The sequence below is a fragment of the Candidatus Spongiihabitans sp. genome (assembly GCF_965237845.1).
Lineage (GTDB): Bacteria > Pseudomonadota > Gammaproteobacteria > Arenicellales > Poriferihabitantaceae > Spongiihabitans.
In genome coordinates, this window is record NZ_OZ250154.1 from 1,120,022 (window position 1) to 1,145,324 (window position 25,303).

Below are 25,303 nucleotides of genomic sequence, written 5' to 3' on the forward strand. Positions count from 1 at the left end.
ACAAATCAGGGGGTTCCATTATAAATAAATTAACGGTGCTATTAAGCGTGTTGCTGGCGGCGGCGGTAGCGGTTGCCGGTTACATGACTTACCAGAATCGCGTACTGGTGCCGGAGATTACAGCGGACGAGTTGGCGGTGTTGTCCGAGCAAATATCCGAGTTGGAGGCGAAAAATGCGGAATTGTCCGCCGAGATCGTGTCGGCGGAAAGTCGTCATGCGGAGCAACTGCGCGAGGATATCGAAGCGCTTAAACAGGAAGTGCTTAAACAGGAAGCGCTTAAACAGGATATGAGTGCTAAGTTAAGCCGCAAGGATGGCGAAATCCAGGAACTGCGCGATGCCACCACCACGATTCAATTAGGTAGCGATGTGGTCTTCAATCTGGGCTCGACGAGTCTGTCTGCCACGGGCAAGGCGGTGTTGTTGAAGGTGACCGAGTTGATTAAAAATTATCCGGGATACTCGGTCAGCCTGGAAGGGCATACCGACAATATCTCCATCAAGGCGGAGCGCCGGGAGACGTTTCCGTCCAACTGGGAATTGTCGGCCGCCAGGGCCTCGGCGGCGGCCCGATTCCTGATAAGTCAGGGCATCGATCCGCTACGGCTGAAAGTGGTCGGCTACGGCTTGAGCCGCCCCATCGCCGACAACGACAGCGAGCAAGGCCGCGCCCAAAACCGCCGACTGGAAATTCGATTTTCGCCCAAGCCGCGCATTCGTGTTACGCAGTAATTTTTATGGGTATGGATGCTGGTTTGTCGGGCTCGGGCACCGGTCACCTCGGCGCGAAATATGCCTTGTCATTTAATCCAGTTGAAGTAAGAAAATGGAAATAGAAGTTCAGACTGATGAGACTATTGAATGGTTGATTGACTGGAAGAAAGACGATATTCTGCAAGTTGACTACGAATATCAAAGAGCTCCTGTATGGAAACCGAATCAAGAGCAGATGTTTATAGATTCTGTTTCAGAGGCTATTCTATTCCCGCGTTTTATTTTCACAAGGAAAAAAGAGGTGCTGGAGAATTTGTTTCCAACAGACTGCACATTATCGATGGGTAACAGAGAATCAATAATATCGCAAAGCTAGCAGGTGGAGAGAGCAATAAAAGAAAGCTGGCCGCCCAAATTGCAATGCTCTATTTTAATAAGCGCGAAACCAGATCTTTTTGTGACATTAAGTCAGTAAATATAGACCAGTTTTATTTTCAAAATATCGGTTTTGAGTATTCATCCGAAGCGGCTCAGCGGTTCGAAAAAATTTTGGATATGTTGGGGAAAATATTTAGTGATCACAAACCGCTTAAAGCACACTACGCAATCAGCTTAGTTCTACTAGTTGACGGGCTGTTGAGAGATTATGTCCCTGGATGGGAAGAAAAATTACACAATGCTTTTATGGACTTTAACAAAAAATATCTCGCTGCTGCCAAAGCGATGAAAGGCGATCATCAAACTGATGAGAATAAAGAGTATTATAACTCTTATGTTCAATCGACTAGCACCAAAATTGATGTCGCAGATACTATTCAAAGACGTCATCAGTTTTTCGTTAAAGAAATGTTGCGTTTGCTCAATCCAACGTCAAAAGATCCAAAAAGAAACTTCACAGATACGGAGAAAGAATACATTTACTACAAGGACAAACGAATGTGTCAAGTGTGTAAAATGCGGGACGATTCGGTGGTGGTTCCTTGGAATGACGCAGAATTTCACCATGTGCAAGAGCATCATCAGGGCGGAAAATCGGTTTTAAGTAACGGAGCATTGGTTCATAAAGGTTGTCACCCCAGAAGCAAAGAAAATGTGGATAAGTTTTGTTGTTGGTGGGAGAGTGGAAAGAATGAAAACATGGATGAACAGAAAGAAAATTTAAAATTTCCTCCATCAGAAGGAACCGAGTGTCGTTTTAAGTATCAAGACAAGACCTATTATGGAAAAATTGAGAAAAAGAGGTTAGTAATTGACGCACATGGCGACTATGGTTCGTTTTCTATGGCATCATGAGACATAACTGGCACGAGTAGAAATGGATGGCTTGACTGGGAACTAAAACTTGCCGGGCGTGATGATTGGGTTGAGGCTGATAGATGGAGAAAGCATAAAATTTAATAATTAAATCTCGCAATCAGCGTTATTTGGTACTCAGGCATAAACAAGGCAATATCCACTATCGGGTACTCTCCATCCCATTGACCGCAGAAATTTTTGCGTGATCGTTTGTGGACTTCGCATTACATCGGCAATGGCTTATCCATAATATGCACTTGATCTTTTAGAAATTCAGCCGTTTTGTTGGCATAATCCAATTTGGCATTCATGAGATCCCTTAGGCTCAAAAATCCAACCATCCTATCATTATCGATAACGGGCAGGTGCCGAATGTTGTTGTCGCGCATGAGCACTAATGCATCGTCGACCGACTGATCAGGACGAACCGTAATCACATTGGCGCTCATCATGTCCCGCAAATTGCAGCCGAGAAAATCCACGCCTTGCTGCTGACAGCTCTTAACGACATCACGTTCAGAATAAACGCCAACAACTTTCTCTCCGGAAACAACAGGCAGAGCGCCGATATTATTATCGATCATTAATTTCAGCGCATCGCTTACCAGATTAGACTGCTCACATGAAACCACCTTATCTGGTGCCGACCCCTGCTTGGTGTTAAGTATTTCTATTATCTGCATATTACACCTCTATATTTCAGTTAAATTGCATTTCGATCTGAATGATAGACAATACTACGCCGAAACCGGTCCGTTGTCATGTGAATGTCCTGACTCAATACCGATGAGGCAAAATCAGGCAGCCAAGGGTGAGTTGTTGATCATGTCCCAACGTTCCAGCCTGATGCACACTCTGCAGGTTCGCTACGCTCAAGAAAAAATTGCCGGATCAATTATTTCACGCAAGCCCCGCAGGGGTCAGTCTCAAGGACGAGCGGAAGTGAACCCGGGGTGGTTCAGGCGTTGTCGCGCTTGCTGAGTCGGTCGATGCTGAAATGCCCGGCGCCAGCACAGCACAACACCAGCAGGCCGCCGGCGATGGCGATGTTCTTCAGGAACAAAATCTTTTGCAAGCCGTCGCCGAAGTCAAAATGGAACAACAGCGCGGCGAGCACGGTGAACGCCGCCAACGCCAGCGCGAGCCACCTCGTCTTCCAACCGACGATCAACCCCACAGCGCCGCCAATCTCAAGCACGATCACCAGTGGCAACAACAGGCCCGGCACGCCATACGACTCCATGTAGCCCTGTGTGCCGGCGTAGCCGGCGATCTTGCCAACGCCGCTTATCAAAAAAACAACGGCAAGGCCGATGCGCCCCGCCAACTCGCCGTACGGGCATGCCGCCCCAATGAATTTGCATATCGTGTTCATCGTTATCCTCCCGTGTTTTGGTTATCGACATTGCCAAGTATGGCATATAATGGCGTGCGGTGCAGTCACGTGTTCACGCACGTGTTCACGGCCACCGCATACTGGACAAATCGGGTATTTGTTTGGCGATGGCTTGGCAGAATGACGGTGAAGAGGCAGCCTGGATGCCAGAAGGACATCACAAGGACAGGACGGATAGGGGGGGGCAAAATCGAGTGAAACACGGTGGCGGCAGCCGCTTCTTAATTGACGAGAAGAACTATTCCAGGCCGTGGGCGAGTGCGCTCCAGTCGAATTCGGGGTCGCCGCTGGCCAGGAACCAGGGATTCAGGAGGCTCTCTTTGTTGTATTGGAGAGGCGCCCCGGAAAGGGTCGTGACGCTGCCTCCGGCGGACTCCAGGACACAATGCGCCGCCGCAGTATCCCATTCCGAGGTTGGCCCCAGGCGGGGATAGATGTCCGCCAGCCCTTCCGCCACTAGACAAATTTTCAAGGCACTCCCCAGGCGGGTGATTTCCACTTGTTCGGCCTCGCCGGCAAGCCGCGCGCGGTAGGTTTCGACCGCCGCGCTTGCGTGGGAGCGGCTGGCCACCATGATCGCATTTTCACGATTGAATTTTTTCACTTGGATGGGGACCGGCTTCCGCGCCGCGCCAGCCTTGAACGCCCTCGTTCCAGCGGCGGCGTAGTAGCTGATTCCGCTAACTGGCGCATATACCACCCCCAATACCGAATCGCTACCCTCGATCAACGCGATATTGACCGTGAATTCATCATTACGCTTGACGAATCCATTGGTGCCATCCAGCGGATCAACCAGCCAGAAACGGCTCCACTCGCGCCGCCGCGCAAACGCCTTTGCGCCGGATTCCTCAGACAATACCGGAAGGCCCTGGTCGAGTCGCCGCAACCGTTTGTGGATGAGTTCATCGGCGCGGCGGTCGGCTTGGGTCAACGGCGAGCCGTCCGCTTTGGTCTCGACCTCGAACTTGCTCGCATACACCTCGAGAATTTCCCGCCCGGCATCAATCGCAATATCGACCACCTATTGCAGGTGGTTTTTCATGGCTTGTTTTTCATCGATGCCATCACTTCATTTTCGAGCGCGGGCAAATGGTTTCGGGTAATCGCCGAGCGCGAGAAAAACTTCCGGTTTTGACTCATTGGCTATTGCGGTTTCAGGGTCTGGCGATACGATAGTCTAGCGCCAACAACCGTGGCCACGGTGAGCGGCCTCTTGTAGCAGGCATAGTATTCATAGCGGCAGGTGCCGTTGGCCCGCTCGACGACGCTGTTGTTTGCTAATCCGGCACACGTTCCCAGTTTCCGGCGGTGGTTAAAAATTCACTGCCATGGTTTCTGTAAAACGTTGATTGACCGGCATCAATCAGAACCTGCAGCATTTTTGGCATTGCCAGGCCATGGGCATTTACCCGCTTGATCAAGCATTGCGCTCCCAGTTCATCGATCAGTTCAAACGGCCCGCGTTGCCATGCGAATCCCCAACGCATTGCGCGATCCACATTAATAATGTCGTCTGCGATCTCCGGCACCAAATCCGCGCTATAACAAAGCGTAGTTGCCATTACATCTTTCACAAACCTGGCGTTTGCGCTGTCAGATTCGAATAAACCGGATAATGTCCGCTCGTGTTCAGGCAATTCAACTTCCTCGGCAACCCGCCATTGTTGTTTTTGAATATCAAATACTTGCATGGTTTTACTGCCATCATTATGGCGTATAAGTTGGTAAAATCCACCACCGGTTTTTCGTCCCAGTTGCCCGCGCTCAACCATCGCCCGGATGTTGTCGGTAAAGTGAATAAATTTTCTGCCAAAATCATTTGCTGGTAAATTAACTTCAAGGTTTTTAGCGACATTGAGTATGACATCCAAACCGACTAAATCAATTAAGCCATACAGCCCGGTGGCTGGAAATCCCATCGGGTCCGACATCAAAGCGTCCACGGTTTCTATGCTTAGACCTTGTTCGGTTATCGCCTTCTCGGCCAATTGGAGGCCGGCCAACATCCACATACAGCCAATTCGGTTGCCAATAAAATTGACAGTATCTTTAGCGTAAACCACGCCTTTACCCAAGGACTTGCCGTGGGACTTGCCGAGGAAATCAGCCAGCGTTGCAATGACCTCGGGTTGAGTATTTTCTCCCGCCACCAACTCCACCAATTTCATAATATGCACCGGGTTGAAAAAGTGGGTGACCGCGATATCTTTTTGTAATCGCATCGGCATGCCCGCATAAATGTCGCGTAACGGGATGCCGGATGTGTTGGTTGATATAATGGAGCGGTCGCTTCTGAGTGCTTCAATGCGCATGAAAATTTCGCGCTTGATATTCACGTCTTCAATGATGGCTTCGCAGATCCATTGGCAATCGGCAATCTTGTCCAGGTCATGCTCAAATGAACCCGTGGTAATTTTGTCTAACAACGCATGATTCTCGATCATCGATGATCTACCCGCCGTTAGTCGGGCCGCTTTTATCTTAGAGACGGCGGTATCGCAGGAGGCTTTCTCCAAATCCAGTAGCAATACCTCAAAACCCGCGTTGGCGCAGATCCCGGCAATGCCCGTTCCCATCGTGCCAGAGCCCAGCACGGCAACTCGTTCTATATCAATCAGGTTTATATTAGTCATTGTTGGTCCGAATAAAAAATGTTTGTGAATTGTTCGTTTAGTTTGATTACACCTTACCGGAAGCAACCATCTCCCTGAGTTTGAATTTTCCCGGTTGATGTTTTTGGCAATTCAATAAACACTATTTTCTTGGGTCGTTTAAAGTTTGCCAGATGCGCTTTGCAAAATGCAATTATTTCTTCTTCAGTGGCTTGCTCCGCTTCTTTTAGTTCTACAAATGCACACGGAGTTTCGCCCCATTTTTCATCGGGCTTTGCCACCACCGCAGCAGCAGCAACCTTGGGAAACTTGTATAGCACCGACTCGATTTCGATTGACGAAATATTTTCGCCGCCGGAAATAATAATATCTTTTAAGCGGTCCTTGATTTCGATATAGCCGTCTGGATGAACAACTGCAAGGTCGCCGGTATGAAACCAGCCATCTTTAAATGCAGCGTCAGTCGCTTCTGAGCTTTTATAATAGCCTTTCATAATGGGATTGCCTTGCAGAACAATTTCGCCGATGGTTTCGCCATCTGCTAGGACCAGTTGCCCGGTGCCCACGTTAATCACTTTAGCCGATTCCATCATTTGAAATCGCACACCCTGGCGAGATTTAATTTCGGCTTGCTCGCCAATGGGCAGATTGGCCCATTCTGCACGCCAATCGCAATACAATATATGGCCATAAGTTTCCGTGAGGCCATAGGAATGGAGGACATTAAATCCAAGTTGGGCGGTCTTTTCCAGAATCTTGCTCGGTGGAGGCGCGCCGGCGGTCATCACTTGCACCGTGTAATCCGGGGTATATTGGATTTCTGGCGGGGCATTGGCGAGCATGGCAAGAACAATCGGCGCGGCGCCGAAATGAGTAATTCGGTGATTTTTAATGGCCGAGAAAATATTTTCGGCGCTGACCACGCGGTTGCAAAACAGCGTGCCGCCCATCAACGCCATGGTCCAGACATGTCCCCATCCATTGCAATGGAACATCGGGACGATAGTCAGATAACGGGAATGTTTAGGAATCTGCCAGGCCGCAACGGTGCCCATCGACATTAAATAGGCGCCACGGTGATGGTAAACCACGCCTTTGGGTTTGCCGCTGGTTCCCGAGGTATAGTTTAGCGACAGCGCGTCCCACTCCGATTCAGGCCTGCCCCAATCATCGCTGTTGTCCCCGCTGGCCAGTAATTCTTCATATGTCATTATCCCCAGCCGCTGCCCGCATCCCGGCGGTGCATCGGCCTGCTCATCAACGATATCAATGATAACAGGCGGATTGTTCATGGTTTTCGACAGGGTTTTTAACGCCGCGGAAATGGTCTCGGAAAAATGGGTATCGGTTATCAATACCTTGGCGTCGCTGTGTTCGAGTATGTATGCCACCGTGTCGGAATCGAGACGGGTATTGATCGCATTCAACACGCCCCCTGACATGGGCACGCCAAAATGACCTTCTGCCAGCTCCGGGGTATTGGCGGCCATTATCGATATCGTGGCGCCTTTTTCAACTTCCAGTTTTTTCAAGCCGGAAGCTAACTGTTGGCACCGATTTGCGACTTGCTTCCAGTTGTATGAGCGATTGCCATACACAATTCCAGGGTGTTCGGGGTAGGTATCCCGGGCTCTGTGCAGAAATGAAACTGGCGTTAGTTCGACGTAGTTGAGGCCGTCAACCCGATTGAGCAGGTCATAGTTTTCTTTCATAGAATCTGTTTTAGTTGCTTGGTCTGGAATCCAATCAGTATTGCAATGCCGCGTTATTGGAAACAAATAAATGAGGGACGCAATCAGGCGCCAATCAATCAACGTGCAATACAATTTAGTAATTTCAAAATCAGGGCAGAGGGCGCATAATCCGCAATGGTAAACAACCAATTATAAAGCAAAAGAAGATGCAATCACCGGAACTTGTATTATCACGACGCCTAACAAAAACCCCATTCGAGCAGCGGGTATTTGAACATGGCGTCAAGGGGTTGACCATCTACAACCATAGACCTTTGGCGTCTTACTTTTGTTCGCCGCAAGAGGACTACGAGCATCTTTGCCGGTATGTTCAGATTTGGGATGTCTCGTGCGAGCGCCAGGTTGAAGTGGTCGGCGCTGATGCCATGCGCTTGGTTGAACTGGCGACGCCCAGGGATATATCCAAGTGTGCAATAGGGCAGTGCATGTATGCGCCGTTAGTGGATGAGCACGGCGGGATTGTCAATGATCCAATTATTCTCAGGCTGGCGGAAGATCGATTGTGGGTTTCTATCTCAGATTCAGGAGTATTGTTGTGGTTAAAAGGCATTGCCTATGGTCGTGGATATAACGTCTCTGTGTTTGAGCCCGATGTCAGCCCGTTAGCCGTTCAAGGTCCGAAATCCGATGATTTGCTGGCCGATGTGGTCGGCGAGCATATTAGAGATATAAAGCGGTTTTGGTTTATTGAAGCCATGCTGGCGGAAACGGAGGTGATTATCGCCCGCTCGGGATGGAGCGGGCAGGGCGGTTTCGAGATTTATCTTCAGGATGGATCCAAGGGCTTGGCGTTATGGGACATTATCTGGGAAGCCGGGCGGAAATATAATATTCGCGCAGGATGCCCTAATATTGTTGATCGAATTGAACGTGGATTACTGTCCTACGGCAGCGATATGACAATGGAGAACAATCCATATGAATGTGGCTTGGATAGATTTTTTGAGGCCAGCAAAGACGCCGAGTGCATGTCCAAAGGCGCGATGGCCAAGTTTGCAAAGAATGGAGTGCGTAAAAACCACGTATATCTGGCGGTCAGTGGCAGCCCAATGGCTTCACCGAGGTCAACCTGGGATGTGGTCGATGAAAATAACAAGGTTGTGGGTATCGTGACCAGTTCGGTCTATTCCAGAAACTATCAGTCAAATGTTGCATTCGCAATTATTGATGCCGAGGTTAATCAGAAAGGCAGAAAGTTTCGGGCCGACATTGGGGCAGCCGAGCCGGGAGAATCTGCCAGAGAAGCAACTATAGTGGTAAAACGCGGAAAAAAACTGGATATGGAAATTCCGATGAATTCAGAATGAATACCGTCTGAAATATTTCCGGATGAATTTAGAATCGGCTAACCGCTGTTCAAAACCAATATAAGGCGACCATGAGCACCGAGGATAACAGCGACCATGCCTTTACCGCAAAGTCCCTAAGTGGTGTCAATCCAGAACACAATTATTCCGGCGCATTGAGTTTTGCCCGCCGGAAATATAGCAAGGATTTAGCCGCAGCGGATTTGGCGGTTACCGGGATTCCCTTCGACACGGCGACCACCAATCGTCCCGGCGCTCGATTTGGACCGAGGGGAATTCGCGCAGCCTCCACCGAAGTTGCTTGGCAGCGCAATTGGCCGTGGGAATTTGACGCGCTTGAATTGCTGAAAATAGCGGATTATGGTGATTGCAGTTTTGATCAAGGGCGACCCGAGGAGGTTCCGAATCAAATACAGGCACACATTGAAACCATCCTGAATACGGATACAGCAGTATTGTCATTGGGCGGAGACCACTTTTTAACGTTGCCGATACTGCGCGCCCACGTAAAAAAATATGGCCCGGTTTCATTGCTTCATTTCGACGCGCATACCGATACATGGAAAGACGAAGCAGGAAGAATCGATCATGGCACAATGTTTTTTCATGCGGTTAAAGAAGGATTGGTTATTCCGGAAGAATCCGTTCAAGTGGGCATTCGTACAACCAATGATGAGCCTCTGGGATTCAATATTTTCCATGCTGACTGGATTCATAAACATGGGGTGGAAAAGTTAATTGATAACATAAAAAACATTCTCGAAGACCATAAAACCTATTTAACCTTTGATATCGATTGCGTCGACCCTGCTTTCGCCCCGGGCACAGGCACCCCGGTATGCGGCGGGCTGAGTTCTGCCCAGGTCTTGCAAATACTAAGAGGTTTGCGTGGAATGAACCTGATTGGCATGGACCTGGTCGAAGTTTCACCGCCCTATGATCACGCGGAAATCACCTCGCTGTTAGCGGCGTTTATTGCCTATGATTTCATTGCGTTGTATGCCGCCAGGCATAAGCTGGGTGAAAAATTCTAAACACGCCCTCTCGTCATTATCAATGTGGTCTAATTGCGGCTTGCGCCGCCTGTGTTTCACTTACTCGGTAATATCGTTCAAAGCCTGGGTTACTACACAGTTTAAATGTGAAGGTAGCTTGCGGCAAATTTCGCTGGCTTTGTCTTTGGAGTCACAGCGTAGATAAACAGAGGATCCGCTGCCGTTCATTTTCGCCTCCCCATAACTGCCCAGGGTTTTGAATGCTTGATCGACTTCGGGGTAGAGTAATCGGGTAATCGGCTCAAGATCATTGGTGGTATTTTCGCTTTGCACATCTTTTTTCGTCATGGCTTTTTTAGTTGTCGATGGGCGATTGCGCTGAAGATCAGGGTGGGAGAATACCGCCGAGGTTGAAACGGCCACTGATGGAACACAAATACAATACCAATGTTGGGGTGGCTCAAAGCTTTCAAACGTATCGCCGATACCCGTGGCCCAGCACGATTTTCCATAGATGAATACCGGCACATCAGCACCGAGTTGAACGGCAAGCGGCAGCAAGTCATTGCGGGTCAAGCCTAAATTCCATAGTCGGTTTAAAGCCAGCAAGGTCGTGGCGGCGTTTGAACTACCGCCGCCCATCCCAGATCCTGGCGGTATTTTTTTGGTTAAGGTTATGCTTACGCCCGGCGTATTGCCTGACTGAAATTCTTTGCGAAGCAGTTCGGCAGCCTGGATGATTAAATCATTTTTTGGAAGCAAAAATTCATGCTCATCGTGCCGAACAATGTGGCTGTCTTTCAGGATTTCAAATTTCAGTATATCGGCAAAATCAAGAAACTGAAAAACAGTTTCCAATAAGTGATAGCCATCGCTTCTCTGTCCGGTTATATGAAGAAACAGGTTAATTTTTGCTGGCGAGCGCATTACCAGAGCGTTGAGGTTTGAGCCTGATACTGCCATGTTCACTAATGACGCTAATTCAGGTTGTCGGGTTGGTTGATAGCCGACCAACGTTTCAAAATCACCTTGACGCTCAATTGATCGCCAATATACTTTCCATGGTCATCATAAAGCGCCATGCCTCCAGGCAATGACGTGACCGTGAGCTTGCGTGGCAAGATTAAATCATTAACAGACCGATATTCCTGATATTCGACCTGCCACACGCCCTGATTGAAGCTTTTCAGTCGTCCATATTGGTCAATTACCACGTCCGTGGCATCGCCATCGGGCAATCCTCTGCACCACATAATCAGTTCTGTAAAAGGAACCTGCCAGCCTAATCGTTGATATAACACCTGATCCGCCGTCTCGCCTTTAATCACCGAGCCTTTAGTGTCTTTCAGGATTGCAGAATCGCTTGTTACCGAAATTTTTATGCGACCCCCGCCGAACGGGCCATAAAGTTCAATTTCCTGATGGTCATTTACGTAAGACCATTTCAATGTGGCCGATCCGCCTTTGTTGCCCGTTTTAACGCCGATTTTTCCCTTGAGCGCCCAACTGGAAATATTTGAGTTATTTAATTTCTGCTGCTGCCAAAGTGCAAGCTGATCAGATTTTGTAGCAGATTGTTTTGGGATACCGATTGCACAGCCGGACATAACAACAATCGTGAAGGCGATAAAAAATCGGTAATAAAAATCCATTATCTACGGACGAACAACAAGGGTGTGCTTTGAATATGTGAAAATTACCTGGACAGATAGCAAAAATGGATCAATTTGACTGTTGGGCGATCTGTGCCGGATAATATCTGGGAGCAAAATAGGTCGATTGTTGTTGAGAAAATCTATCAATCGTATTTTTTAAAATTGAATTTTCCGGTCCCCACTCGGTTCCCTGTTGCCAAATTTTTAGGGCTTCATCTTTATGACCAGTAACCCAAAGCACCTCGCCTAAATGCGCAGCAATTTCAGCATCTTGCCTTACCTCCAGCGCTTGCCGCAAAAATTTTATCGCTTGTTCATTATGACCCAATCTGAAATGAACCCAGCCCATACTATCGAGAATAAAACCATTGTCAGGTAGCAACTCATTCGCTTTGGCGATTAAATCCATGGCTTCGTCCAGTCTGTCAGTCTGATCCGCCAGGGTATAACCCAACGCATTATAGGCATGAGCATTGTCGGGTTGTAGCCCAATTAATTTACGCATGTCTTGCTCATGCAGTTCCAACAATTCCATCTGAGCTGCAAGCAATCCCCGATTGTACAATAAATCTGGATGTTCAGGAAATTCTTCCAATCCCTCATTGAGCACTAATCTTGATCGGTCCAACTGATTATGCTCTCTTAACAATACGTCTTGTTCGAGAATAATTCGGGTTCTCTGATCATCGTTGGCCGTATAAATTTGCTGTAAATGGTTTAAAGCGGAATCGATATCATCTCGTTGCGCTATTACCCATGCCATTTTTACCTGAGCGTCCAGGTAATATCTTTGCGACGAAACGCCGTGCAGATGCAACGCAGCGGCAGAGTAATTCTTTAGTTCAAACTCAATATCAGCCAGATAAATCCGGCTTTGATCAGTTTTTTGCCGGTTTCGATCATTTTTTAGATTAAGTTCAAGGTATCGCTCCAGTGCTTTTTTGGATTCTGCCAACAAGTCTTTGTCCAAATAAATGATGCCTATTGTGAACAGGGTGTCGGCGGAATCAGGATTGAATACCAATATTTCTTTAAGGTGATCGAGCGCGCTATCAATATTATCCTGTTGAATTAATAATCGTGCGTACTGGAATTTGAATTTTTCGTGTTCCGGGTTGGCTTTTAGATAATTCTCAGCGAAACTTGTCATGCTATTGAGGTCACGATTGGATAATTCTGATAACTTGAGTGTGCCTGGAAATTCCCAATCCGATTTGAGTTCAAGGGTTTTGTCCAGCAACCTGATAAATTCATCCGCATTACCCAGCCTTGAAGCGAGTAGGGCGGCGGTCAATGTAAGTTGTTCATTGGCAGAATTTTTTTCGACGTATTTTATGAATTCGGGTAATACGGTTTTCTGGTTCTGTGCGGACAGCAACGCCGCAATATCCTGCAGCACTAAAATATCAGGCAAAATATTATGAGCGGTTTGATTTTTTACCAAATCAATTAGCAGGGCTAAAGCATTCTGATGTTCGCCTAATTTAAACTGCGCTTTTGCCAGAGAAAGGATTATCCGGTAATTATCGGGTTGCAGACGATTAAAAAATTGAGCGAGTGCCATAGCCTGCTGATATTCTTCAAGATCCATCGCAAGTTGTATTGCTCCGGAAATAATTCGGTGATCTCTGGATTGATAGGCTGCGCTTGAAAGCGCTTCCTGTGCGACAATCGGCCTGTTTCTTTGGGAAGCGATTGATGCGACAAGCAAGTCGTACAGCAGTTCAGCGGTGAGTTGAGATTGAGGTTTTGTTTCAGTTGCCTGCTCAGGTGCCTGCCCATGTGCCTGGATTGAGCTATGTGCAAAGATTGCGGCGGTCGGTGAAGGCGATTGACAGGCGCCAATGAACAGTAAAACGCCGGCACAAAGTATCAGTTTTGCCGGACTCCGCGATAAAAATTTAAGGGTAACGAACAAGTTATACGCCGATTAATCGATAAAAAACATAATCAAAGTCTACCAATGTTTCCAGTCGGATTGCAGGGATTTTATTGTGATTATCACTATAATACAAAGCCCAATGATAGATTTCTGAAACCTGTCCAAAACCTGATGCCGGCATCACAAGGCGGACAATGTATCGGATGTTTTGGGTGCTTCGCTTCCTTTTTGCTAAGGCAAATTCGCAATATGCATATTTTAACGCTAGGCTTGAATCACCAGACCGCCTCGATAGAAGTGCGTGAAAAGGCAGCGTTTGGCCCGGATTCCATCCACCAGGCTTTAGCAGATCTGACCCAATCTGCGGGAGCGGCGGAAGCAACCATATTATCCACCTGCAATAGAACGGAAATCTATTGTGGCCAGGAAAACGATGATAAAACACGTATTCTGGCATGGTTGTCTGAATACAGCGGCCTCAATCAGAGCGATTTGAACAAAAGCATCTATCACTACCCAAATGAGGCCGCAGTGAAACATGCGTTTCGCGTTGCTTCGGGGTTGGATTCACTGGTGTTGGGCGAACCTCAAATTCTGGGTCAAATGAAAAATGCCTTTCTAACGGCATCGAGTATCGGTGCTACCGGAAAAGTGTTGAACCGATTGTTTCAGCATACTTTTAATGTCGCCAAGCAGGTACGAACCGATACGGCTATTGGTGTCAATGCGGTATCGGTGGCTTATTCCGGAGTAAACCTGGCCAAGCGAATATTCACCCGGCTTTCGGAGCAGACGGTATTGTTGATTGGCGCAGGAGAAACCATTGAGTTAGTGGCCAGACACCTGCAACAAAATCAAGTGAAGCATATCATCATCGCTAATCGCTCTATAGACAAGGCGCAAACTTTGGCAAAAGAAGCCGGCTGCGAAGCCATTACCCTGGCCCAAATTCCTGAGCGATTGCAGCACGCTGATATTGTGGTTACCTCAACCGCCAGCACATTACCTATTTTAGGAAAAGGCGCCATTGAGGCCGCACTGAAAAAAAGAAAACGCAGCCCAATGTTTATTCTCGATCTGGCGGTGCCGCGGGATGTCGAACCCGAAGTAAGTCAACTCAAAGATGTCTATTTATATACTGTTGACGATTTGAAATCTGTGATTGATGAGAATCGGGAAGTTCGCTTGCGCGCGACTGAACAGGCGGAAAACATAATCGACTTTCAGGTGGTAAAGTTTATGCGCTGGATGCGCTCATTGGAATCGGTGCCCGCAATAAAAGCTTTTAGGGAAGGATTGAACGATTTAAAACAAGCGGAATTGGAGCGTGCGCTTAAAAAACTGGAAAACGGGGGGGATGCCGAAAAAGTTCTTGAGCAATTTGCCAGAGACTTGACCAACAAATTTGCGCATCAACCTAGTCAGGTGCTTAAACAAGCGGATATCGACGGCAATGCCAGTGTTATCTCGGCCGCGCGAAAGTTATTTAATTTACACCTTTTGCATTAATATTTTAAAGGAAACGGCACGAGCCTAAACGAAGTCACATAACTTAAACACACTATCGCTTGCGCCTTATCCAAAAAAATAAAATGAAGAGGGTGTAACTTTTGTCAGTTTTCTCATGTGGTTTTGTCAGGCGAAGCGAAGATGAACCCATCTATTAAACAAAAATTGCTGCAGGTCGTTGACCGACACGAAGAGCTCAATATGCTGTTGTCGTCGCCTGAGATAATTTCCGATCAGGAAAATTTTCGAAAACTGTCCATTGAGTTATCAGAAATAATTTCCATCGTCGAGACTTTTAATCAACATCAGGCGCTGGCTCAGGAGTTTGCCGAAACACGCGCCATGCTGGAGGATTCTGATAGTTCAATTCGAGCAATGGCGAAGGATGAATTGCCGGTCCTGGAGCAGTATATGGAGGAATGCGACAGCAATCTGCAAACACTGCTGTTGCCAAAAGATCCCAATGATGGTCGTAATATCTATCTTGAAATCCGTGCTGGAACCGGGGGTGATGAGGCCGCGCTGTTCTCCATGGATTTATTCAAGATGTACCATGCGTATGCCGAAAGCCGTCGCTGGGAGGTAGAAGTGATGAGTAGCAGCGAAGGCGAACATGGCGGTTATAAAGAAATTATCAGCAAGATAGTCGGGGACGGCGCGTATTCCCGATTAAAATTTGAATCGGGCGCTCACCGGGTGCAACGTGTCCCGGAAACGGAATCTCAGGGGCGCATACACACTTCCGCGTGTACTGTCGCGGTTATGCCCGAAGCGGATAAAATGGATGAGATTGAAATCAACCCAGCCGATTTACGAATAGATACATTTCGCGCTTCAGGTGCGGGCGGGCAGCACGTAAACAAAACCGATTCAGCCATCCGCATCACCCATCTACCCACCGGGGCAGTCGTGGAATGTCAGGATCAAAGATCGCAACATAAGAATCGGGCGCGAGCGATGTCGGCGCTAAAATCGAGATTGCTCGAAGCACAAATTCAACAGCAGCAGCAAGAACAGGCAAGTACTCGCAAATCGTTGGTTGGCAGCGGCGATCGTTCTGAACGGATTCGTACTTATAATTATCCACAAGGCAGAGTTACAGATCATCGGGTCAGTTTAACGCTGTACAAATTGGATGAAGTCCTGGCGGGTAATGTCGATCAAATTATTGATCCATTAATATCAGAGCATCAGGCGCAGTTGCTTGCCGAGTTAAATAACGCTTAAAATTTGGCATAAATATTGATATGCGACCCTGGTACAAACCGCACTACAAATCCGCTTTTACAAGCATTTGACCAAGCATTTGACCAAGCGTTTGACTATAAGCGAGTTGCTGACCTGGTCTAAAAAGCAGTTCTTCGGGATGGAGAATTGGTATATGGAATCCAGGATTCTGTTGGGTTATGTATTAGGCCAGGATGCCGCCGAGTTGATTGCACATGGAGACAGGAAATTGTCAGCCACGCAGATAGACAGTTATAAAAAAATAGTCGTCAAGCGGCAAAAGGGCATACCGGTTGCCTACTTAACCGGGGTCAGAGAGTTCTGGTCGCTTCCGATCAGGGTAAATGATCGGGTTTTAATTCCCCGCCATGAAACCGAAACACTGGTTGAGCGTGTGTTGGCACTGATTGATGGATGTCCCAATGCCGGCATTTTGGAGCTGGGCACGGGCAGCGGAGCCATCGCCTTGGCGTTGGCATCAGAATTGCCCCATGCGCGTATATCCGCTACGGATAATTCAATGCAGGCACTTGCGGTTGCGCGTGGCAATCAGAGCGCATTAGGATTTAACAATATTGAATTTTTGCAGGGCGATTGGTTTAAAAATCTGGGCGGTGAAAAATACCATCTGATTTGCTCGAATCCACCTTATCTATCCGCCGATGATAAGCACTTGCAGATTGGTGATGTGCGTTTCGAGCCCAGAGACGCCCTGGTTGCTGATGGATGCGGCTATGCGGCAATCAATCATATCGCTAGGCATGCTAAAACCTATCTTCGCTCAGGCGGATGGATTGTGCTTGAACATGGATTCCAGCAAGGTCAGGGCGTTCGAGAGCGATTATCTGATGATGGCTATGGCGACGTAACCACGGCTCAGGATTTGAGCGGCAACGACCGGGTCACGGCGGCGCGATTGAATTAAAGCAGCGCAGTGTTCAGGAAATTCATGGTTGCTTGACTCTTGTGAGGATGACAAATGGGTGACAGATGCGGATGGCAACCACGGGTCACTTCAATTGGACAAATATACCGGACCTCGGTTTCGGATCGAAATAGGTTGATTTTGGCGGCATTAGCAAATCCGCATCTGCGACATCCATTAACTGCGCGATTGAAGTGGCGTAGCATGCGAAAACAACTTTCCAGCCCTCGCTGCATTTTTGTTTAATGCCTTCATTACCGCTTACCCCGGCAATATAATCGAGCCGAGCATCCCCGCGCATGTCCTTAATGCCGAAAATCGGGTCTAAAATCAAATTTTGCAATAGGGTTACGTCCAATGAACTAACCGGGTCTGTTTGATCAATATATTCAGGTGCAACATTGAGCAGATACCAACTATTATTGATGTACATTCCAAATTCACCATGTTTGGATGCATCGAATGTGGTTTGACCGCTCAGTTTTTTGACTGCAAAACATTTCCCCAACGCTTCGACTATCTGCGTTTCATTCAAGCCATTCAGGTCTTTGACGCAGCGATGAAAAGGCAGTAAGTTGAGTTGGTTGTCCGGGAATAGTGCGACCAGCAGTTGGTTATAGGGTTCGTCTCCATTGTTACTATATTGTTCCCGCATAATTTTAGCATAACGATGTCCAGACGCAGCACGGTGGTGTCCGTCGGTCAGGTAGGTTATCTCAATTTTACTGAACAGGTCGAGCAATTTCCGCTGTTCGACCAAGTCCTTGATACACCATACCTTCTGTTTGACAACTTGCTGTTGGAAGGCATCTTCGGAGATAAACTCAAGATCAGCCGGTTTTTGAATGAGTTGAGCGACATGATCGTCTATAGCATCACTTTGCAAATAAGCCAGGCAAATCGGGCTGGACGAGACACCGACAACTTTTTGGTAGTGGGTCAACAAATCTTCTTTGTCGCTGCGGGTGTTTTCGTGTTTTCGCACTAAGCCTTTTTCGTACTCTTCAATACTCACTTCGCAGACCACGCCAGTTTGCACATGCCTGCCGTTGCCTAACTGATACACAAACAAACAGGGCTGCCCAAGTTTTTCGTAAGAGCCGTCATCCAGTAGTTTCGCCAGGTTCGCTTTATTGGTCAGCAGAAGTTGTGCTTGAGTAGGTCGCGCATCGGCGGGAAAATCTTCCAGCAAACGCATGGTATTTAAAAAATTTTGCGGATTTGACTCTGCGAATTGTCGGCGTTGTTCCGGCGAAACTGAATCATACGCAGGTGAAACCACTTGTTTGGCCCGCGTAGCATTGACCAGATAACCCTTAAACGCTTTGATTCTTGGCATATCCGAAAAACAGTCAGCCGTTGTTGTTTCTAAAGGCAGCCATAAATTCAGCGAGGGCATCGACGCTGCTTTTTGGTAGCGCATTGTAGATGCTTGCCCGACAGCCGCCGACGCTTCTATGACCCTTTAAGTTCATGAAGTTGGCTTGTGCGCTTTCGGATAGAAATTTTTTCTCCAAATCTTCGCTGGGTAGTCGAAAAACAACATTCATATGAGAGCGGCAGGCAACATCTACCGGGCAGTTGTAATAACCGTCGCTATCATCAATGGCGCGATACAATGCCCCGGATTTTTCTGTCGCCAGAGTTTCCATCGCCGCCAGACCGCCTTGCTTTTTCATCCATGTCAAAACTTTGCCGAACATATAAATTGGAAATACCGGCGGGGTATTAAACATTGATCCATTTGATTCCTGAATGTCATATCTAAGATATCGCCCGATATTTTTATTGGTATTCTCAAGAATGGATTTGCGAATGAAAACCACGGCCATACCGGCTGGCCCAAGGTTTTTCTGAGCGCCGCCATAAACCAAATCAAATTTTCCCCAGGGCAGAGGACGCGCCATATATTCGGACGACATATCGCCTATCAGGGGAACATCAACCTCCGGCCATTCGGGAAATCGAATACCGCCAATCGTTTCATTGGTAGTGATATGCAGATAACGAGTGTTGTCCTGCATTTCCAGTTCAGAGGTGGCCGGCATTCGGGTATAGTTATTTTCCGCGCCGTCCCAGGCGGTGTAAATATCCCCATACTCTTTGGCATCGGTGATGGCGCCGTCGGCCCAAGCCCCGGAATTGACATAGGCGCCCTTTTGTCCATTGGCCAGCAAATTCATCGGTATCATGGAAAATTGCAGCATTGCCCCGCCCTGCAAAAACAGCACGCTGAAATCATCGGGAACCTGAAATACTTCCATGGATAACGCCATCGCTTCGTTGGCAACCGCATCAAAGTGCTTGCCGCGATGGCTCATTTCGATCAGAGACATTCCGGCGCCCTGATAATCGACGAATTCCTGCTGAGCCTGTTGCAGAACTGCCAAGGGCAGCGTGCAGGGGCCTGCGCTGAAATTATGTTTTCTGTGACTGTTTAAATTTGAACTCATTGACTCGCCCTAAGTAGATTGATTTGTAGTGGATTAACTTGCGGATTGATTATGCTGGTTTATTACCTGAATCGATCATGGATCGATCAATTTACGCAATCTCGTAAATTACCTTGTTGGTATGACTGCACAACCTGAAGTACGCCCTCGGCCACAGCCATTTGCGCCTGCTCGGTCGAGGCACCGATATGGTGGGTGCCGCATACCCCGGGATGAGAAGCGATTGCCGAGTCGAAACGGTTGTCTCCCGCCCCCGGTTCATTGTCGTAGACATCCAGCCCCGCTCGAATTCCTTTAGTCTCGATTGCCTCGATAAGGGCTGCTTCATCAACCAAATCGCCCCGGGAAGTATTGATTAGCGTCGCACCGTCCTTCATTGTGGCTAAAAATGTTTTGTCAACCATCTTATTGGTCTCGGGGGTAACGGGCAGGTGCAAACTAACAATATCGCAGGTTGACAGCAGCTCGTTCACAGACTCAAGTTGTCTAATGCCGATATCGCTGATGCGTTTTTCGGTGTCTTCTGAACGACCGGGTTTTGCTACGGCGTGTGTCTGGATACCAAATGCATCAGCGCGTTCAGCAACCGCTAATCCAATTGCGCCGAGCCCGAGGAGTCCCAGTTTTTGACCATATAAACCCCGGGCGCTTGAGTATTTTTTCTTGGCCCACACCTTATTTTTAAGGTCGCTGACATTATTTGGAATGTTGCGGTCGATGCAAATAATCAGACCGATAGCCAGTTCTGCAACCGCCATTGCATTGGCTCCAGGCACATTACAAACACGAATGCCGTTTTCAGCTGCATGTGCTTTGTCTATGGTATTGGTGCCGGCACCGGCGCGTATAACCAGTTTAAGCGACTTCCCTGCGTCTAAAGTATTGGCATCAACTTTGGTGCTGCGAACAATCAGGATTTCGTGGCTGCCGACTGCTTCTGTTAGTGTGTCTCCTTGCAGCGAAGGATTCGAGGTTATCTGGTGGCCGTTTTTGACTAATTCCGATTGATAAGATTCTGGAAAACTGTCGGCGATAAGTATTTTCATGTTTATATTGCATATGTCGCTATAGGTTAAAGTTCCTGAGAGTCTAAATTATTTGTGTGGCTTTGGGGAGTTGGATATTACCAAAGTTGTCGTAACACTTGTGCGGATTAGGGTAAAATCCGTGCACTTTAATCTGTGCACGCCGTGGTTGCATTAGCCCGTTATCCGCGCCTGATTCCAACATTCCGCTATGTTCTATTTATTTTTAGCCGCTTTGTAAGCTTTGTCAACTATGTCTGGGTCCCCCTACATTCCCCATCCCTCCAGGATTAGAAATTTTTCTATCATTGCACATGTCGATCATGGCAAATCCACCTTGGCCGATCGATTCATTCAGCTTTGTGGCGGCTTGGACCAGCGGGAAATGAAAGAACAGGTTCTTGATTCAATGGATCTGGAGCGGGAGCGCGGCATAACGATAAAAGCACAAAGCGTTACCCTGCAATACCAGGCAAACGATGGACAAATCTATCAACTCAACCTGATCGATACCCCCGGTCATGTGGATTTTTCATATGAGGTGTCCCGATCATTAACTGCTTGTGAAGGCGCTTTGTTGGTGGTTGATGCCGCGCAAGGCGTTGAAGCTCAGACTGTGGCTAATTGTTATACCGCTGTGGATCTTGGATTAACCGTAATCCCGGTGCTTAACAAAATTGACTTGCCCGCAGCCGAGCCCGCTCGGGTGCTTCAGGAAATCGAAGAGGTCATTGGACTTGACAGTAATGCTGCCTTATCAGTAAGCGCAAAAACCGGGCAGGGCGTAGAGGGTGTGCTCGAACAAATAGTGACCTTGTTGCCACCGCCCCGCGGCAGCGAAAATGCCCCGTTGCGCGCGCTGATAATTGATACCTGGTTCGACAATTATCTTGGTGTGGTTTCTTTGATTCGTATTATGGAGGGGGTCTTGAACACCGGGCGCACCCGTATCAGAATGATGTCAACGATGAGGGATTATCAGGTCGAAAATATTGGCGTATTCACGCCTAAGCCGATCAATGTTGAAAAACTGTCGGCCGGGAATGTGGGTTATTTGATTGCTGGGTTGAAAGAGATTAAATCAGCACGAGTTGGGGATACCATAACCTTAACAAATCAGCCCGCTGATCAACCATTGCCGGGCTTTAAAAAAGTTAAACCCACTGTATTTGCAGGGCTGTATCCTATTAACAATGCTGATTTTGCATCATTCAGAATTGCGTTGGATAAACTGAGTTTGAACGACGCATCATTGGTATTTGCACCTGAATCATCCCAGGCTCTGGGGTTTGGGTTCAGGTGCGGATTTTTAGGTATGCTGCATATGGAAATAGTGCAGGAACGCCTGGAGCGGGAGTACCAACTTGAACTAATTACAACCTCACCCACAGTCGTTTATGAGATACTTCAGAACAATGGTGAAGTGCTGTTTATTGATAATCCGGCGGATTTACCGGATCGGTCAAAAATTGAGTTGATTAAAGAGCCTTATTTGATCGCACGGATTCTGGTGCCGCATGACTATGTCGGCGCGGTAATTTCGCTGTGCGTTGAAAGACGCGGTATTCAGAAAAATATCCATTACCATGGTCGTCAGGTGATGCTGGAATTTGAAATGCCGTTGAATGAGGTGGTGGTAGATTTCTTTGATCATCTAAAATCCGTTAGTCGAGGTTATGGGTCGCTGGATTATGAGTTTATTGAAAGCCGACCCGCTAATATGGTCAAGGTGGATATACTCATTAATGGTGAAAAAGTAGGACCCCTGGCGGTATTAGTACATAAAGAGCAAAGCCAACATCGTGCTAGGGAATTGGTTGCACGAATGAGAAAGCTAATTCCCAGGCAAATGTTTGATGTCGCCATCCAGGCTGCCATTGGCGCTAAAATCATCTCTCGAGAAACGGTTAAAGCATTACGGAAAAATGTAACAGCAAAATGTTACGGCGGCGATATCACCAGAAAACGTAAATTGCTGGAAAAACAAAAAGCCGGTAAGAAAAGAATGAAACAAATTGGCTCAGTTGCAATACCTCAAGAAGCTTTTTTATCTATTTTACAGGTAGAGCGAGACTAACTGCAATGAAACAATTACTATTCAGGTTAACTATTTAACTTGCAGGTGTTATCTGTGGATTTTTCTTTTATTTTGTTTATTGCATTGTTGGCGACCGGTGTCATTATCCTGTCGCATAAAATTTTCTCTAAAGGGAAAAGCCGTGATTTACCCAGGCTGGATACAGCAGGAAATGCAATAAGATCAGAACCGATTATTGTTGAATACGCCTGGGCTTTATTCCCCGTGATACTGGTCGTATTTTTACTTCGATCTTTTGTCGTTGAACCATTCAGGATCCCGTCCGGCTCAATGTTGCCGAGTTTGCATATCGGCGATTTTATTTTAGTCAACAAATTTTCCTACGGCATTCGGTTGCCGGTTATCAATAAAAAAGTATTATCAGTAAGCAGCCCGGAACGGGGAGATGTGATGGTATTCAGATATCCCATTGATCCAAAATTGAATTTTATCAAGCGCGTGATCGGACTGCCGGGCGACACTCTCACTTATAAAGACAAGCAACTTTCAATCAATGGGCAGCCGATTGAGACCGAAGATGACGGCAGGTACGCATACAAACAAGTGAAACTAAAGGGGAAATCAGCCGATCAATTAATCGAAACCATAGACGACTCTACACATAAGATTCTGCTGGATGGCTCCCGTAAATCAAGAGATCTAGATCGGGTAATTGTCCCTCAAGGTCATTATTTTGTAATGGGCGACAACCGCGACCACAGCAATGATAGTAGATACTGGCGATTTGTGCCCGAAGATAATGTGGTAGGCCGTGCATTTTTCATCTGGTTCAGTTGGAAAAGTCTGAGTGGCGGCGGTGTGGAATGGAGTCGAATTGGGAATTTTATTGAGTAGCATGTCTAGTGATTCAGCCGCTATAGAGTGCCTGGCTCTGGAAAAAAAATTAGGGCATAAATTCAAGGATCCAAGGATATTGGTCCAAGCGCTCTCACATCGGAGTGTGGGAAGCCCGAACAATGAACGCTTGGAGTACTTGGGAGACAGTGTTCTTGGGTGTGTCATCGCGGAATTTCTCTATCACCAGTTCCCAAAACTACCCGAAGGGGATTTAACCAAAATGCGTGCTGCTCTGGTGCGTCAAAAAACATTGTCAATTCTTGCAAGAGATTTGAATTTTCCGGCCCATTTGATCATGGGGAGCGGGGAAGTAAAAAGCGGTGGTTACAATCGGGATTCTATTTTGTCCGATGCATTTGAGGCGGTGGTGGGCGCACTTTATCTGGATGGCGGGATGTCGGCAGTAAAAAATGTTTTAGGAAAATTATACAAAGACCTACTCAAAACCATCAAACCTGCTGAACTGGAAGATAGTAAAACACTTTTACAGGAAACCCTGCAAAAGCAAGAATTATCACTGCCAGTCTATCAGGTCATCGCTCAGTCTGGCAAAGCCCATAGTTTAACTTTCACGGTGTCGTGCAAAGTTCCAGGGATTGAATCGGTATTCATTGCGACGGGTAATAGCCGCAAAAAAGCAGAGAAGAGCGCGGCAGCACTTGCAGTCGAAGCCTTAAACAAATAACCGGTCAAGCATCATGGCTCATCATCGTTTTGGATTCGCAACATTGGCTGGCCCACCAAACGTCGGTAAATCTACACTGATAAACCGAATTATTGGCCAAAAAATATCTATTATTTCCAGGCGACCGCAGACTACACGGCATAGAATTTTAGGTGTTAAAACGCTACCCGAATTCCAGATTGTATTTGTTGATACGCCGGGATTGCACAATGACCAGCGAAAAAACCGACGAAATAGCTTAGACAAAGTGATTAATAAAACGGCTATCCGCAGTATGTCCGACGTGGATGTAATATTATTTATGATTGACTATAAAGGATGGTCGAAATCCCTGTCCGAGGTTTTCAGGCATGCCAAATCAAAAAATACACCTGTCATTTTGTTAATCAATAAAATTGATCGGCTTAAAGACAAATCCAGATTATTACCCCTGATTCAGGAGTCGAAAAATAGACACGATTTTGTTGAAATTCTGCCCATTTCGGCCCTCAAGCTGGAACCAATAAATGACTTCCTAAAAACGGTATCCCGGCATCTCCCGGCAGGCCCGGCCGGGTTTCCAGAGGATCAGATTACCGATCGTTCTGAACAGTTCCTGGCCGCGGAATTGGTTAGGGAGCAAATATTTATGACTCTCGGTCAGGAGTTGCCTTATGCAATCGCGGCTGAAGTTGATAAATTTGAAACCAATGAGAAGGGCGTTCTGTGTATTGATATTGTTATCTGGGTAGAAAAAATCGGGCAAAAATCCATCGTAATTGGTAAACAGGGGCAACAACTTAAAACCATTGGCATGAACGCACGAAAGCAGATGGAAAGGTCATTTGATAAAAAAGTTTATCTCAACCTTTGGGTCAAAGTGAAGAAAGGATGGGCCGACAGAGCCGCGCTGTTACACTCTCTTGGGTACACCGAAAACTAGCGGCAT

The 25,303-nt window shown here is 47.2% G+C and carries 24 protein-coding genes; 13 read left to right on the top strand and 11 right to left on the bottom strand.

What is annotated here, in order from left to right; all coding sequences use genetic code 11:
• Nucleotides 1-35: 35 nt before the first annotated feature.
• The 3 genes from ACPXXB_RS05465 (at nt 36) to ACPXXB_RS05475 (ending at nt 2,009) form a co-directional block, all read left to right on the top strand.
• On the top strand, nt 36-734 hold the full coding sequence (locus tag ACPXXB_RS05465; protein WP_423910290.1) for an OmpA family protein: 699 nt from the start codon (nt 36-38) through the stop codon (nt 732-734).
• Between the two features lie 94 nt (nt 735-828).
• Nucleotides 829-1,092, top strand: a complete 264-nt coding sequence (locus ACPXXB_RS05470; protein WP_423910293.1) for a hypothetical protein — start codon at nt 829-831, stop codon at nt 1,090-1,092.
• A gap of 44 nt (nt 1,093-1,136) precedes the next feature.
• The gene (locus tag ACPXXB_RS05475; protein ID WP_423910296.1) at nt 1,137-2,009 is read left to right on the top strand and encodes an HNH endonuclease; all 873 of its coding nucleotides are present in this window, start codon (nt 1,137-1,139) and stop codon (nt 2,007-2,009) included.
• Nucleotides 2,010-2,236: 227 nt separating this feature from the next.
• Here the strand turns inward: ACPXXB_RS05475 and ACPXXB_RS05480 are convergent, their stop codons facing one another.
• The 3 genes from ACPXXB_RS05480 to cysQ form a co-directional block, all read right to left on the bottom strand.
• On the bottom strand, nt 2,237-2,695 hold the full coding sequence (locus ACPXXB_RS05480; protein ID WP_423910299.1) for a CBS domain-containing protein: 459 nt from the start codon (nt 2,693-2,695) through the stop codon (nt 2,237-2,239).
• A 275-nt stretch (nt 2,696-2,970) separates the two neighbouring features.
• On the bottom strand, nt 2,971-3,387 hold the full coding sequence (locus tag ACPXXB_RS05485) for a DoxX family protein (protein WP_423910302.1): 417 nt from the start codon (nt 3,385-3,387) through the stop codon (nt 2,971-2,973).
• A gap of 259 nt (nt 3,388-3,646) precedes the next feature.
• Complete coding sequence (gene cysQ, locus ACPXXB_RS05490) at nt 3,647-4,390, bottom strand: 3'(2'),5'-bisphosphate nucleotidase CysQ (protein ID WP_423910992.1); 744 nt, start codon at nt 4,388-4,390, stop codon at nt 3,647-3,649.
• Here cysQ and ACPXXB_RS05495 point away from each other — a divergent pair.
• Nucleotides 4,304-4,546 (top strand): hypothetical protein, encoded by a 243-nt coding sequence (locus ACPXXB_RS05495; protein ID WP_423911234.1) that lies wholly within the window; start codon nt 4,304-4,306, stop codon nt 4,544-4,546. The two genes, cysQ and ACPXXB_RS05495, sit on opposite strands and share 87 nt — an antisense overlap.
• Nucleotides 4,547-4,688: 142 nt before the next feature.
• Here the strand turns inward: ACPXXB_RS05495 and ACPXXB_RS05500 are convergent, their stop codons facing one another.
• On the bottom strand, nt 4,689-6,044 hold the full coding sequence (locus ACPXXB_RS05500; protein ID WP_423910304.1) for a 3-hydroxyacyl-CoA dehydrogenase NAD-binding domain-containing protein: 1,356 nt from the start codon (nt 6,042-6,044) through the stop codon (nt 4,689-4,691).
• 53 nt (nt 6,045-6,097) lie between these two features.
• Nucleotides 6,098-7,735, bottom strand: coding sequence for an AMP-binding protein (locus tag ACPXXB_RS05505; protein ID WP_423910306.1), 1,638 nt, complete (start codon nt 7,733-7,735; stop codon nt 6,098-6,100).
• 188 nt (nt 7,736-7,923) lie between these two features.
• Here ACPXXB_RS05505 and ACPXXB_RS05510 point away from each other — a divergent pair, with 188 nt between their 5' ends.
• Together ACPXXB_RS05510 and speB are read left to right on the top strand one after the other, a co-directional pair.
• A complete protein-coding gene (locus ACPXXB_RS05510) occupies nt 7,924-9,084 on the top strand; it encodes a dimethylsulfoniopropionate demethylase (RefSeq protein ID WP_423910309.1) in 1,161 nt (386 codons plus the stop codon).
• 71 nt (nt 9,085-9,155) lie between these two features.
• Nucleotides 9,156-10,118 carry an agmatinase gene (speB, locus tag ACPXXB_RS05515; RefSeq protein ID WP_423910311.1) on the top strand — a complete coding sequence of 321 codons (963 nt, stop codon included), beginning with the start codon at nt 9,156-9,158 and terminating at the stop codon, nt 10,116-10,118.
• Between the two features lie 60 nt (nt 10,119-10,178).
• Here the strand turns inward: speB and ispE are convergent, their stop codons facing one another.
• The 3 genes from ispE to ACPXXB_RS05530 all read right to left on the bottom strand — a co-directional run bounded on the left by ispE (nt 10,179) and on the right by ACPXXB_RS05530 (nt 13,652).
• Complete coding sequence (ispE, locus tag ACPXXB_RS05520; protein WP_423910314.1) at nt 10,179-11,042, bottom strand: 4-(cytidine 5'-diphospho)-2-C-methyl-D-erythritol kinase; 864 nt, start codon at nt 11,040-11,042, stop codon at nt 10,179-10,181.
• A gap of 14 nt (nt 11,043-11,056) precedes the next feature.
• On the bottom strand, nt 11,057-11,731 hold the full coding sequence (lolB, locus tag ACPXXB_RS05525) for a lipoprotein insertase outer membrane protein LolB (RefSeq protein WP_423910317.1): 675 nt from the start codon (nt 11,729-11,731) through the stop codon (nt 11,057-11,059).
• Between the two features lie 70 nt (nt 11,732-11,801).
• Nucleotides 11,802-13,652, bottom strand: a complete 1,851-nt coding sequence (locus tag ACPXXB_RS05530; RefSeq protein ID WP_423910320.1) for a tetratricopeptide repeat protein — start codon at nt 13,650-13,652, stop codon at nt 11,802-11,804.
• Nucleotides 13,653-13,865: 213 nt separating this feature from the next.
• Here ACPXXB_RS05530 and hemA point away from each other — a divergent pair, with 213 nt between their 5' ends.
• The 3 genes from hemA to prmC all read left to right on the top strand — a co-directional run bounded on the left by hemA (nt 13,866) and on the right by prmC (nt 17,277).
• Nucleotides 13,866-15,125, top strand: coding sequence for a glutamyl-tRNA reductase (gene hemA, locus ACPXXB_RS05535; protein WP_423910995.1), 1,260 nt, complete (start codon nt 13,866-13,868; stop codon nt 15,123-15,125).
• Between the two features lie 141 nt (nt 15,126-15,266).
• Nucleotides 15,267-16,352, top strand: coding sequence for a peptide chain release factor 1 (gene prfA, locus ACPXXB_RS05540; RefSeq protein ID WP_423910323.1), 1,086 nt, complete (start codon nt 15,267-15,269; stop codon nt 16,350-16,352).
• Between the two features lie 91 nt (nt 16,353-16,443).
• Nucleotides 16,444-17,277, top strand: coding sequence for a peptide chain release factor N(5)-glutamine methyltransferase (gene prmC, locus ACPXXB_RS05545; protein WP_423910326.1), 834 nt, complete (start codon nt 16,444-16,446; stop codon nt 17,275-17,277).
• Nucleotides 17,278-17,362: 85 nt separating this feature from the next.
• Here the strand turns inward: prmC and ACPXXB_RS05550 are convergent, their stop codons facing one another.
• The 3 genes from ACPXXB_RS05550 to ACPXXB_RS05560 all read right to left on the bottom strand — a co-directional run bounded on the left by ACPXXB_RS05550 (nt 17,363) and on the right by ACPXXB_RS05560 (nt 20,776).
• Nucleotides 17,363-18,616 (bottom strand): DUF1015 domain-containing protein, encoded by a 1,254-nt coding sequence (locus tag ACPXXB_RS05550; protein ID WP_423910328.1) that lies wholly within the window; start codon nt 18,614-18,616, stop codon nt 17,363-17,365.
• Nucleotides 18,617-18,629: 13 nt separating this feature from the next.
• Entirely contained in the window at nt 18,630-19,730 is a 1,101-nt protein-coding gene (serC, locus tag ACPXXB_RS05555) for a 3-phosphoserine/phosphohydroxythreonine transaminase (protein WP_423910331.1), read from the bottom strand.
• A gap of 86 nt (nt 19,731-19,816) precedes the next feature.
• Nucleotides 19,817-20,776, bottom strand: a complete 960-nt coding sequence (locus ACPXXB_RS05560; RefSeq protein ID WP_423910333.1) for an NAD(P)-dependent oxidoreductase — start codon at nt 20,774-20,776, stop codon at nt 19,817-19,819.
• A 250-nt stretch (nt 20,777-21,026) separates the two neighbouring features.
• Between ACPXXB_RS05560 and lepA the strand changes: the two genes are divergently transcribed.
• The 4 genes from lepA to era are packed head-to-tail and all read left to right on the top strand — an operon-like array spanning nt 21,027 to nt 25,297.
• On the top strand, nt 21,027-22,832 hold the full coding sequence (gene lepA, locus ACPXXB_RS05565) for a translation elongation factor 4 (RefSeq protein WP_423910998.1): 1,806 nt from the start codon (nt 21,027-21,029) through the stop codon (nt 22,830-22,832).
• A gap of 45 nt (nt 22,833-22,877) precedes the next feature.
• On the top strand, nt 22,878-23,687 hold the full coding sequence (gene lepB, locus ACPXXB_RS05570) for a signal peptidase I (protein ID WP_423911001.1): 810 nt from the start codon (nt 22,878-22,880) through the stop codon (nt 23,685-23,687).
• A gap of 1 nt (nt 23,688) precedes the next feature.
• The gene (gene rnc, locus ACPXXB_RS05575) at nt 23,689-24,375 is read left to right on the top strand and encodes a ribonuclease III (RefSeq protein WP_423910336.1); all 687 of its coding nucleotides are present in this window, start codon (nt 23,689-23,691) and stop codon (nt 24,373-24,375) included.
• A 13-nt stretch (nt 24,376-24,388) separates the two neighbouring features.
• Complete coding sequence (gene era, locus ACPXXB_RS05580; RefSeq protein ID WP_423910339.1) at nt 24,389-25,297, top strand: GTPase Era; 909 nt, start codon at nt 24,389-24,391, stop codon at nt 25,295-25,297.
• Nucleotides 25,298-25,303: the final 6 nt, after the last annotated feature.